The sequence below is a fragment of the Microbispora hainanensis genome (assembly GCF_006874475.1).
Classification (GTDB): domain Bacteria; phylum Actinomycetota; class Actinomycetes; order Streptosporangiales; family Streptosporangiaceae; genus Microbispora; species Microbispora hainanensis.
In genome coordinates, this window is sequence record NZ_VIRM01000008.1 from 176,918 (window position 1) to 188,936 (window position 12,019).

Genomic DNA, 12,019 nt, shown 5'->3' on the forward strand with positions numbered 1-12,019 from the left:
CTCCGTGCGTACGGCTTGCCCGAGGCTTTGCTTCGAATGCGGGAATGGTTTGGCCTGCCCGTTTGTGGTTACCCACGGTCCGACAGCCGCACGGTCCTGTGCCGGTAGGCGGCGTCGAGGCATGATCCCGTCGCATACTGCGCCTTGTCCGCCTGCCGCACGATGTCGCCGGTCGCGGCCTGGGTCTCGACCTCGCGGCGGCGGATGACGACCGCCGACGAGGGGCGGCCCTGTCGTCGTCCCCGCGCTCGTCCCGGCCGGCCACGGGCCACACCACCTCTCGGCCGCGAGCGGCTCCGAGTGCCTCATCAGGCCCCTGCCCGCCATGACGCCGTCATGCCGGGCAGCGGATTCAGATCCGCGTGAGCAGGTCGGGGGTGAGCGCGGCGGCCCCAGGGCAGCCGGACAGGGCCAGCGTGAGGTCGGTCTCCGCCAGCACGCAGCGGATCACGTGCTCCACTCCCGCCTGCCCGTCCAGACCCAGCCCGTACGCGTACGGGCGGCCGAGCAGCACGGTCCTGGCGCCGAGGGCGAGCGCCTTGACGACGTCGTCGCCGGTGCGGACGCCGCCGTCGAACAGCACGGTGAGCCGGTCGGCCACGGCGTCGGCGACCGCAGGCAGGGCGTCGGCCGCCCCGATCGAGCCGTTGACCTGGCGTCCCCCGTGGTTGGAGACGACCACGCCGTCCATGCCCGCGTCGGCCGCGAGACGGGCGTCGTCGGGGTGCAGGACGCCCTTCAGCACGATCGGGCCGTCCCAGTGCTCACGCAGCAGCGCGAGGTCCGGCCACGTCTTGCCCGGGTCGCCGAACATCCCCACGAAGTGCAGGACGGCGGCGTTCGGGTCCTCGTGCACCGGCCGGGCGAGCCCGGCCTGGAACGCCGGGTCGGTGAAGTAGTTGGCGGTGCCGACGCCGCGCAGGAACGGCAGGTAGGCCTGGTCGAGATCGCGGGGCCGCCAGGCCAGCAGCGGCGTGTCGAGGGTGACGACCAGCACGGTGAAGCCCGCCGCCCTGGCCCGGGCGAGGAAGCTGAGGGTGACCTCGCGGTCCTTGCCCCAGTAGAGCTGGAACCACCGCTCGCCGTCGCCCATGGCCGCCGCCACGTCCTCCATCGGCGTGCTGGAGGCCGACGACAGGACGAAGGGCACACCGGTCGCGGCGGCGGCGCGGGCGGCGGCCCGCTCGGCCTCCGGATGCATGATCGACAGCACGCCGATCGGCGCGAGCGCCAGCGGCGCGGGCAGCCGCCTGCCCAGCACGGTCACCGACAGGTCGCGTTCACGCACGTCGCGGAGCATCCGCGGCACGATCCGCCAGCGGTCGAGCGCCTCGCGGTTGGCGCGCTCCGTGCGGCCGCTGCCCGCGCTGCCGGCGACATAGCCGAACGGGCCGGGCCCGAGCCGCCGCTCGGCCATCTCCTCCAGCCGGGTCAGGTCGGTCGGCAGCCGGGGCACGGCACCGGTCATGCCGTTGAGGTAGATCTCGTACTGGAAGTCCGCCCACGTGGTCATCGTCGCCCTCGTTCCGCCGCCCGCATCGACAGCGGCACGCTACCGAATCACCACCCAAAAACCGACAACCCTGGTCATACCGTCTCACCCCGGGGGCCGGGGGCGCGGCGGAAGAGGAAGGGCTGGCTCTCCCGGCCCGGCACGACGAACCAGCACTCGCCGGTGCCCTCGCTCGCCAGCAGCGCGAAGAACGCGTCGACGACCGTCTCGACGTCGAGGATCGGGAACTTCAGGTCGTCCAGCAGCTCCTTGATGTCGCCGCTCAGGATCCCGGTGTCCGCGAACGACGGGCACAGCCCCTGCACCCGGATGCCGAGGGGCTCCAGCTGCGGGCCGAGCGAGCGGACGAGCCCGACGACCGCGTGCTTGTTGGCCGCATAGACGGGGTCCTGCGGAATGCCCACGATCCCCGCCATGCTGGCGGTCGCCACGATCACACCCCCAGGCCGCATCGCCGGCAGCGCCGCGTGCACGCCGAAGACGACGCCGTCGAGGTTGATCCCCATCACCCGCCGGTAGCGGTCGAGGTCGAAGTCCTTGCCGAGGCCGCAGCCCGAGGCGACGCCCGCGTTGAGGAAGGCGAGGTCGAGCCCGCCGTGCCGCTCGACCGCGAGCGCCACCGCGGCCTGGTTGTCCTCCAGCCGCGACACGTCGGTCCGCACGAACGCGGCGCCGATCTCCTCGGCGGTGCGCGCCCCGGCCTCGGCGTCGACGTCGGCCAGCACCACGTGCGCGCCGTACGCCGCGAGGCGGCGGGCCACGCCCGCGCCGATGCCGCCCGCGCCCCCGGTGACGAGCGCGACCTTGCCGGAGATGTCGTCGGTGTTCACAGCGGAAGCCCTCCCATTGCGGCCCTGGTCGTGCCGGTGGCCCGATAGGCGTCGATGGTGCGTTCGGCGATGCGCATCTGGTGGATCTCGTCGGCGCCGTCGGCGAACCGCGCCCATCGGGCGTGCTGGAACATGTGCGCCAGAGGGGTGTCGGTCGAGTAGCCGAGGGCGCCGTGCACCTGGATCGCCCGGTCGACGATCCGGTTGAGGCTGTTCGCCACGAAGTGCTTGGCCATCGAGACCTCCGTGCGGAAGTCCTCACCCTTGTCGATCTTCGAGGCGGCGTGCAGGACCATGAGCTTGCACTGGTAGAGCTCCATGGCCGAGTCGGCGATCATCCACTGCACGCCCTGCTTGTCGGCGAGCAGCGATCCGTGGCTGAACCTGTCGAGCGCCCGGCCCACCATCATGTCGAGGGCAATCTCCGCCTGCGATATCCAGCGCATGCAGTGCGCCAGCCGAGCCGGGCCGAGGCGATACTGGCCCAGCCGGTGGCCGTTGCCCCGCCCGCCGAGCACGGCGGAGTCCGGCACGCGCAGGTCGGTGATGACGATCTCGCTGTGGCCGGTCGAGCCGTGCATGGTCTCGATCTCGCGTACGTCGTTCCAGCCGTCGGCCGGCAGGTCCACGAGGAAGGCGGTGTTGGCGCCCCGCGCGCCCTCCGGCAGGTCGAACTCCGTCTTGGCGATGAGGATGGCGAAGCTCGCCCTGCGGGCGTTGGAGATGAACCACTTGTGCCCGTTGATCACCCACTCGTCGCCGTCCTTCACGGCGTTCGTACGGATGAGCGTGGGATCGGAGCCGGCCACCTCGGGCTCGGTCATCGCGAAGCACGACATCTTCACGCCGTCGAGCAGCGGCCGCAGGTAGCGCTCCTTCTGCTCGTCGGTGCCCCAGTGGAGCAGCGTGTGCATGTTGCCCTCGTCGGGGGCCGCGCAGTTGAGCACCCACGGCCCGAGCCGGGTCTTGGCCGCCTCGGCCTGCACCATGGCCAGCTCGACGTGGCCGAGGCCCATGCCGCCCCACTCCGTGGGCATGTGCGGCAGCCAGAGCCCCTCCTCCTTGGCCCTGCGGCGCAGGTCGAAGATCGTGCGCAGGTATTCGTCCCGGATGAGCGCCTTCTCCGCGGAGTCCTCGAACGGCTTGACCGCCGGGATCACCGTCTCCTGGACGAACGTCCGCACCCGCGCGCGTATCTCCTCGTGCTCGGGGGCGAGCGTGAAGTCGATGGCCATGATCCTCCCTCGGGCACGATAATGCGGCTGGGTCACGAAATAATGCGATCGCCTGAAATACCGTATCCTTCGGCCGTACGAGCGACAAGGGAGGCACGATGCCGGCGGAGACCACGGTCCGGAGGCTCGTGGACGCCGCCGAGCGCCTGTTCGCCGAGCGCGGCATCGACGCGGTCTCGCTGCGCGAGATCAACGCCGCCGCCGGGCAGCGCAACTCCACCGCGTTGCAGTATCACTTCGGCGACCGCGCCAGGCTGCTGAAGGCGGTGCTCGCCAAGCACCGGCCGGAGATCGAGGCGCGGCGCCACCAGCTCCTGGACGAGTACGAGGCACGCGGCCCGCTGCCGCCGGGCGAGGCGCTGCGCACCCTCGCCGCCGCGCTCGTGCGCCCGGCCGCCGCCAAACTGGCCGACCCCGACGGCGGGCGCGACTACCTGCGCGTCATGGAGCAGCTCGTGCACCGCGTGCCGCCCAGCCTCCCCGAGGACGGCGGCGGCAGCATCGGCCGCTGGCGGGAACTGGTCGCCCCCCTGCTGCCCGAGGCCGCCGTACGCCTGCACCAGCGCTTCATGGCGATCCGCATGACGTACGTCGAGCTGGCCCGCCGGGCGGGCGGTCCCCCGGCCCGGGACGACCGCCTGTTCACCAGCCATCTGATCGACGTGGTCGCGGCGGTCCTCGCCAGCGAGGTCTCCGGCGAGACCGCCCGCCTCCTCGCCGAACGCGAGCAGCGCTCCTGAGACCGGCGCGCGTGTCGTCGCCGTACTTTTGCCCTGCCTGGGGAATCCGCTGCCGGAGCCCTGTGGCAGCGGGGGCACACCCATACTGAGGACGACCGCCGCGCGGCGGTGTCATCGGGCATCAGGGGATCCCGCGGCGGACCTGATTCCGCGTCCCTTCCGCGGGTCGCGCCGGACGCTCTTCGCGCGCATCGACCGCACCCGCTCACGCCATACGCGATCGGCCAAAGGGTGATCATGCCGAGTCACGCATCGCGAACAGCACGAACCGAGGACGGCTCGCGGATCTCGTTAAGGCGGTCACACGGACGGCTGCATCACGTCTTCGAGGCGCGGTGCGACCTGACGCCCGGAGCGACGGCGCTGGAGTGCGGGCCGGTGCGGCTGACCTACGCCGCGCTGGACGCCCGGGCGAACCGGCTCGCGCACCTGCTGCGCGGCCTGGGGATCGGCTGCGGATCCCGCGTCGCGATCCTGCTGCCGAGGTCGGTGCACACCTACGTGGCGCTGCTCGCGGCCGGCAAGGCGGGCGCGGCGTTCGTGCCGATCGACCCGCAGTCGCCGCCCGACCGGGTCGGCTACATCCTCGACGACGCCGGCGCCGACCTCGTGCTCACCGCGGCCGGCCGGTCGCCCGCCCTCGTCGCGCCGGGGCACCGCGTGCTCGACCTCGACGCCTCCGCCGGCCTCGCCGCCGCGCCGGTCACCCGCCCGCTCGACGGCACGTCCCGCGACGACCCGGTCGCCTACGTCATGTACACCTCCGGGTCGAGCGGCCGGCCGAAGGGCGTCGAGGTGGCGCAGTCGAGCATCACGAACTTCCTCGACGTCGTGCCGGGCCTGTACGGCGTGCGGCCGGACGACCGGGTCTACCAGGGGATGACGATCTCCTTCGACTTCTCCATCGAGGAGATCTGGCCGACGTGGTCGGCCGGGGCCGCCCTCGTCGCGGGCCCGGCCGGCTTACCCCAGTTCGGCGCGGAGCTCGCGGACTTCCTGGACCGCACCGAGATCACGGTGCTCTACTGCGTGCCGACGTTGCTCGCGACGATCCCGCGCGACCTGCCGCGCCTGCGCACGCTGATCGTCGGGGGCGAGCCCTGCCCGCCCCGCCTGGTGGAGCGGTGGAGCCGGCCGGGCCGCCGGATCCTCAACACGTACGGGCCCACCGAGGCGACCGTCACCGCGACCTGTGCCGAGCTCCTGCCGGGGCGGCCGGTCACCATCGGCAGGCCGCTGCCGACCTACTCCGTGGTGCTCCTGGACGAGCGGCGCGAGCCGGTGCCGGACGGCGAGACCGGCGAGATCTGCATCGGAGGGCCCGGCGTCGCCCGCGGCTACGTCGGCCGTCCCGACCTGACCGCCGACCGCTTCATCGAGCATCCGCTGGCCTCCCCCGGCGGCCGCCTGTATCGCACCGGCGACCTCGGCCGGGTCACCGCGACCGGGGACATCGAATATCTGGGCCGCGCCGACTCCGAGGTGAAGATCCGGGGACATCGGGTGGACCTCGGCGAGATCGAGAACGTGCTGCTGGAGGACCCCGGCGTCGCCGAGGCCGTGGCCGCCCTCGTGCCCGTGCCCGTGCCCGTGCCCGGCGCCTCCGCCGATGCCTCCACTGGCGAGCTCGCCGCCTACGTCGTGCCTGCGGCGAGCGACGGCGACACGGCCCTCGCCGGGCGGCTCCACGACCGGCTGCGCCGCAGGCTTCCGGCCTACATGGTGCCCTCGTTCCTCGACGTCGTGGCCGCGCTGCCGGCCATGCCGAGCGGCAAGGTGGACCGCAGACGGCTGCCCCCGCCGACCGGCCGCCGCCTCGTGGGCTCCGGGCCGGTGACGCCCGCCGAGGGCGAGCTGGAGACGCGCCTGCGCGCGGTGTGGGCCGAGGCGTTCGGCGTCGCCCCCGAGTCGCTGTCGGTCGAGGCGGACTTCTTCACCGGCCTCGGCGGCCACTCCCTGCTGGCGGCGCGCGTGGTGTCGCTGCTGCGTGCCGACGAGATCGGCGCGGGCCTCGCCGTACGCGACCTCTACGCCAACCCCACCGTGCGCCGCCTCGCCGCGCAGCTGGGCTCCCGTGCGGGCGCGCCGGAGCCGGCCGCCCCGCCCCGCCCGGCCCCCCTGCGGCACGGCCGGCGCCGGATCGCCTTGGCCGGGGCCGCGCAGGGCGCGGTCATCCACGCGCTGCTGCTCGTGATCACACTGCCGCTGTCCGTCACGTTGTACGGGTGGACCAACCCGCGCCCGGTCCCCGGCGTGCCCAGGACGGACGAGGGATGGCTGCTGCTGCCCGGTCAGGGCGCCGAGCTGCTCTCCTCACTGGCGATGGCCGCGATGACCGCGTATGTCTGCGTGCACTGGCTGCTGCCGGTGCTGCTCGCCCGGCCGCTGACGGCCGGCGTGCGGCCCGGGCGATATCCGCTGTGGGGCGTCACCTACGTGCGGTTGTGGGCGCTGCAACTGCTGCTGTCGGTCTCCCCGCTGCCGCTGCTGAGCGGCTCCCCGATGATGGGGGCATACCTGCGGCTGCTCGGCGCGCGGGTCGGGGCCGGCGCCGCCGTCGCGACGGCCGACGTCAACCTCCCGGCGCTGCTGCGGATCGGCGCGGGCGCGTCGGTCGGATATCGCTCCTCCCTGCACGCGTGGCTGGTGGTGGACGGATGGGTGGTCGTCGCCCCCGTGGAGGTCGGCCCGCACGCGTTCGTCGGAAACGGCGCCGTGCTCGGGCCGGGCACGCGGGTCGGCGCCCACGCCGGGCTCGGCGACCAGTCGGCGCTGACGCAGGGCGAGACGGTGCCGGAGGGGGCGCGGTGGGCGGGGTCGCCGCCGAGCCCGGTGGAGTCGCTCGGGCCCGTGGTGGAGACGATGCTGGGCGCCCCCGCCCCGGACGGGTGGAAGGCGCGTCACGTGGCCGCGGCGGTGGCGGGCCTCTGCTGCCTTGAGGCGGTCGCGGTGGCCACGATCGTGCCGAGCGTCCTGCTCGTCTGGGCGGCCGTGGCCACCTGGGGCGTCGCGGCCGGCCCGGCCGCCGTCCTGGTGGCGGGCCCGCTGTACGTGGCCGTCGTCTGCGCGGCGGTGGCCGCGGGCAAGCGCCTGGTCCTGCGGAAGGCGCCGGTCGGCGTCCACCCGGCGCGCTCCTGGCTCGGCGTACGCAAGTGGGCGGTGGACAAGCTCCTGGAGTTCAGCCTGCGGTCGACCAACTCGCTCTACGGCACGCTGTACACCGCCCCGTGGCTGCGGCTGCTCGGCGCGCGGGTCGGCCGCCGCGCGGAGGTGTCCACGGCCGCGCAGCTCGACCCCGATCTCCTCACCCTGCGGGAGGAGAGCTTCGTCGCGGACATGGCGAGCGTGGGGGCCGCGGGCTTCGCCCGGGGCCGGGTCGCCTTCCAGCCGACCGAGGTGGGCAGGCGGGCGTTCGTCGGCAACGCCGCGGTCATCCCGGCGGGCACCCGGATGGGGCCGGGGTCGCTGGTGGGCGTCAGCACGATCCCGCCCCGCGGCGACGTGCCCGAGGGCACCTCGTGGCTCGGCTCTCCCCCGATGCACCTTCCGGTGCGGCAGGACAGCGGCTCGTTCTCCGAGGAGCAGACGTTCCGGCCGCCCCGCAGGCTGGTGCTCCACCGCCTGGGCATCGAGTTCTTCCGCGCCACCCTTCCGGCGACGCTGTTCGGCACCGGCTTCTACCTTTACCTGCTGGGCGTGCACGCGCTCGCCCGCGTCCTGCCCCTGCCGGCGGTCGTGGCCGCCTCGCCGCTCGCCGCCTGCGCGGCGGGGCTGGCGGTGATCGGCTGCTGCGCCGGGTTCAAGCGGCTCCTCATCGGCGTCTACCGGCCGAGGGTGGAGCCGTTGTGGAGCACATTCGTCCGGCGTACGGAGTTCGTTACCGGGCTGTACGAGGCCGCCGCGGTCCCGGCCGGGGTCGCGCTGCTGGCCGGCACCCCGTTCCTCCCGCCCGTGCTGCGCTGGTTCGGGGCCCGCATCGGCAGGCGCACCTGCATCGCGACCACCTACATGACCGAGTTCGACCTGGTGGAGATCGGCGACGACGTCGTGATCGGATCGGGGGTGTCCCTGCAGACCCACCTCTTCGAGGACCGGGTCATGAAGATGTCCGCCGTGACCGTGCGGCCCGGCGCGAGCGTCGGCCCCCGCGCCGTCGTGCTCTACGACTCCGTGGTGGGCGAGGACGTGTCGCTCGGCGCCCTGTCGCTGCTGATGAAGGGCGAGCGGCTCACGCCGGGCACGAGCTGGCGAGGCATCCCGGCGCAGGCCGCCACCGCCTGAGAGAGGAACACCCATGGGATCCACCGGCGTACGCGGGGCCCTGCGCCGCCTCTTCCGCCAGGAGAAGCCCCCTCCGCCGCGCTCCGGACGGCCGCTCGCGCTCGTCTATCGGGGCCCGGCCTCGCTTCCCGGCTGCTCGGAGGCGGTCGCCGGGCTGCTGGAAGGGAGCCGCTGGGGCTTCGACGTCCGCTACACCGGCCCCCGGGAGGAGATCCCGCTCTCGGCGGAGGCGCTGGCCGGGGCCGCCGTGTACGCCCAGCCCGGCGGGGGCGACCTCGACCGCGGCTATCGGCACCTCAAGCGGCATCGCGGCCCGCTCCGCGACTTCGTCGCCCGGGGCGGCCGCTATCTCGGCTTCTGCCTCGGCGGCTATCTCGCCGGAGCCACCCCGGGGTTCGCCCTGCTGCCGGGCGACACCGACCAGTACATCGCCACGCCGGGCGCGACCGTGGAAGGCGAGGAGGACACGCTCGTCGACGTGCGGTGGCGCGGCCGGGACAGGAGCGTGTTCTTCCAGGACGGCCCCTGCTTCCTGCTCGAACCCGGCAGCAGGGCCAGCGTCCTCGCCACCTACCCCAACGGCGCCGTCGCCGCCCTCGTCACGCCGTACGGCGCGGGCCGGGTCGCCGTCGTCGGCCCGCATCCGGAGGCCACCGACGACTGGTTCACCGACGCCGGCCTGCCGATGCGGCACGCGCAGGATCTCGGCCTCGACCTCGTGGACGCGGTCATGGCCGAGTGACCGCGTGACCTGTGTGCCGAATGAGAATATTCGTTATTAAAGTGACAGATATGAATGAATTACCGCTTTGACGTAAAAATCCCCATGATGGGGGAATGGTGCGTAGATTAGCCGCCCTTGCCGCGGGCCTCACCCTGATCGCCGCTTCGGCCGCTCCCGCCGCTCCCGCCGCCGCGGAGCCGGTCACCTTCCTCCCCGGGTCGGCGGGGATGGGCGACGCCTACTATCCCCTCCAGGGCAACGGCGGCTACGACGTCGGACACTACGACCTGCGCCTGCGGTTCGACCCCGACGACCACGCGGTGGACGGCACGACGACGATCACCGCCACCGCCGTACAGAACCTGTCGCGGTTCGATCTCGACTTCTCCGGACCGCCGATCAGCGGCGTGCTGGTGAACGGCGCCCAGGCGTCCTACCGCCGCGACGGTCAGGAACTGGTCATCACCCCGCCGAACGGCCTGCTGTCGGGGAGCACGTTCACGGTCGCGGTCTCCTACGCCGGCACCCCCAAGGCGGTCTCGGACGCGACCGGCGAGCAGGGATGGATCAGGACCAAGGACGGCGTGTACGTGGCGTCCCAGCCGGACGGCGCGCGCAGCTGGTTCCCGGCCAACGACAGCCCGGCGGACAAGGCCACCTTCTCCTTCCGGATCTCCGCGCCGGAGGATCTCGCCGTGCTGGCCAACGGCGAGCACACGGGCACGGCCGGCGCGGACGACGACGGCTACCGGACCGTGCGCTGGGAGATGAAGCAGCCGATGGCGCCCTATCTCGCCACGCTCGCGATCGGGCACTTCGTGGTCGACGAGGGCACGGTCGGCGGCATGCCCAACGTGACCGCCTACGACCCGTCGCTCGCGGACGAGTCGAAGGACCTGCACGACTTCACGGCGAAGGCGGTCACGTGGGAGACCGGCCTGTTCGGTCCCTACCCGTTCTCCTCCACGGGCGGCATCGCCGACGGCGACGGCTCGGTGACCGCGCTGGAGACGCAGGGCCGGCCCGTCTACAGCGGCGGCCCGACCGACGACCTGGAGATCGTGCACGAGCTGGCGCATCAGTGGTTCGGCGACAGCGTCGGCGTGCGGAGCTGGCGCGACATCTGGCTCAACGAGGGCTTCGCGACGTACGCCGAATGGCTCTACCAGGAGCAGCACGGCGGGCCGTCCGCCAAGGAGATCTTCGACCGGCACTACCGGAAGACCGGCCACTTCTGGCACCTGAAGACCGGCGACCCCGGCCAGGCGCACATGTTCGACGAGGACGCGGTGTATCTCCGGGGCGCGATGACCGTCCACGCTCTGCGTACGAAGATCGGGGACAAGGTGTTCTTCCCGCTGCTGAAGACCTGGGCGCAGCAGAACAGGCACGGCACGGCCACCACGGCCGACTTCGTCGCCCTCGCCGAGAAGCTCAGCGGGCAGAACCTGCGCCCCTTCTTCGACGCGTGGCTCTACCAGGCCGCCAAGCCCCGCATCTGATCCCGGCGGCTGCCGCCCGGCCTTTTCTCCTACGTCCGTGCGGTCCGGCCCGGCGGCTGGCGGGATCCCCGCCGCCGGGCCCTGGGCTCGCAAAACGGGATGTTTGCCCTGGTGGTGGATGGGGAGGGAGCACAGCGCCTACGCACCCTGCGTGACCATGAGGACGCGAGGGGGCGTGACAGGAGGGGCGAGGTGAGCGGGCTGCCGACCATCAAGAGCCTGGACGAGCTGACCGAGCTCGTGGAGCACCGGCCCGGTCTGTACCTGCGCTACTCCAAGGGCCCCGACGCCGACGCCGGCAGGCCGAGCGTCGACTACGAGAGCGGTCTGGAGCTGCCCGGTCTGTCGGTGACCGTGCTCGACGCCGAGCGCTGGTGGACCCTCCCCCTGCCGGACTGGCTGGCCCGTCAGATCTGCAAATACACGCACCTGGCCGAGAAGGACGAGGAACGGCACGCGTGGGTGCTGACCGGCCGCGTGGCGGGCCGCGGGCCCGACCACGAGCCGCTCATCGACCGGGTCGAGCCGGTCGCGCGGCTCGACGACTCGATGGTCGAGCAGGCGCGCGAGCACTACGAGAAGGTGTTCGACGCCGGCCGTGACTCCACCGGCTGAGCGGCGCGGAACGCGCACCCGCGGATGCGTCCCGAAGCCGTGACCGACACCGACACGTCGCCTGCGCGGGCGCTCCGCGGAGATCGCCTGCTCGATAGCCTTGCAGGGCGGTGAACCCGCCGCGTCCACGCCCGCGGTCACGGCGGCCGACGTTCCGCAGTGCTTAATATGCTTTTTCTCCTGTTATGACGGTGATCGCGAGGGTGGACCATGGTCGAGACGACAGGCACCACGAAGCGGACGCGATCAGCGCGCGCCACCGGCGGTGACTCCGAACGGGATCTGCGGCAGCTCCTGGCCGGCCTCACCGCCGTACGGGACGGCGACTTCGGCACCCGGCTTCCCGAGGACGGAGACGGCCTGCTGACGGAGATCGCGACCGTCTTCAACGGGATGGTCGACCAGCTCTCCCTGTTCACCTCCGAGGTGACGCGCGTGGCGCGGGAGGTGGGCACCGAGGGGCAGCTCGGCGGCCAGGCCGAGGTGCCGGCGGTGTCCGGCACCTGGAAGGACCTGACCGACTCGGTGAACGCGATGGCGGGCAACCTCACCAGCCAGGTCCGCTCCATCGCCGAGGTC

The 12,019-nt window shown here is 72.8% G+C and carries 10 protein-coding genes; 6 read left to right on the plus strand and 4 right to left on the minus strand.

Annotated features, from left to right (window positions below; genetic code table 11):
- Positions 1-68 precede the first annotated feature (68 nt).
- From FLX08_RS09615 to FLX08_RS09630, 4 genes are all read right to left on the minus strand, one after another.
- Complete coding sequence (locus tag FLX08_RS09615; protein ID WP_142617943.1) at positions 69-272, minus strand: hypothetical protein; 204 nt, start codon at positions 270-272, stop codon at positions 69-71.
- An 80-nt stretch (positions 273-352) separates the two neighbouring features.
- A complete protein-coding gene (locus FLX08_RS09620; RefSeq protein ID WP_142617945.1) occupies positions 353-1,513 on the minus strand; it encodes a lactate 2-monooxygenase in 1,161 nt (386 codons plus the stop codon).
- Positions 1,514-1,587: 74 nt separating this feature from the next.
- Positions 1,588-2,343: an SDR family NAD(P)-dependent oxidoreductase gene (locus FLX08_RS09625; protein WP_167530328.1), complete on the minus strand. Its 756-nt coding sequence runs from the start codon at positions 2,341-2,343 to the stop codon at positions 1,588-1,590.
- On the minus strand, positions 2,340-3,578 hold the full coding sequence (locus FLX08_RS09630; RefSeq protein ID WP_142617949.1) for an acyl-CoA dehydrogenase family protein: 1,239 nt from the start codon (positions 3,576-3,578) through the stop codon (positions 2,340-2,342). The genes FLX08_RS09625 and FLX08_RS09630 overlap by 4 nt, the downstream gene beginning before the upstream one ends.
- A gap of 98 nt (positions 3,579-3,676) precedes the next feature.
- On the opposite strand from FLX08_RS09630, the gene FLX08_RS09635 reads away from it, so the two are divergent.
- The 6 genes from FLX08_RS09635 to FLX08_RS09660 all read left to right on the plus strand — a co-directional run.
- On the plus strand, positions 3,677-4,318 hold the full coding sequence (locus FLX08_RS09635) for a helix-turn-helix domain-containing protein (protein ID WP_142617952.1): 642 nt from the start codon (positions 3,677-3,679) through the stop codon (positions 4,316-4,318).
- A 237-nt stretch (positions 4,319-4,555) separates the two neighbouring features.
- The gene (locus FLX08_RS09640) at positions 4,556-8,599 is read left to right on the plus strand and encodes a Pls/PosA family non-ribosomal peptide synthetase (protein WP_142617954.1); all 4,044 of its coding nucleotides are present in this window, start codon (positions 4,556-4,558) and stop codon (positions 8,597-8,599) included.
- A 13-nt stretch (positions 8,600-8,612) separates the two neighbouring features.
- On the plus strand, positions 8,613-9,341 hold the full coding sequence (locus tag FLX08_RS09645) for a BPL-N domain-containing protein (protein WP_142617956.1): 729 nt from the start codon (positions 8,613-8,615) through the stop codon (positions 9,339-9,341).
- Between the two features lie 95 nt (positions 9,342-9,436).
- A complete protein-coding gene (locus FLX08_RS09650; protein ID WP_142617958.1) occupies positions 9,437-10,825 on the plus strand; it encodes a M1 family metallopeptidase in 1,389 nt (462 codons plus the stop codon).
- Positions 10,826-11,017: 192 nt separating this feature from the next.
- A complete protein-coding gene (locus FLX08_RS09655; RefSeq protein ID WP_142617960.1) occupies positions 11,018-11,440 on the plus strand; it encodes a DUF6098 family protein in 423 nt (140 codons plus the stop codon).
- A 210-nt stretch (positions 11,441-11,650) separates the two neighbouring features.
- The coding region (locus FLX08_RS09660) for a HAMP domain-containing protein (RefSeq protein ID WP_167530341.1) at positions 11,651-12,019 on the plus strand (369 nt) is incomplete at its 3' end.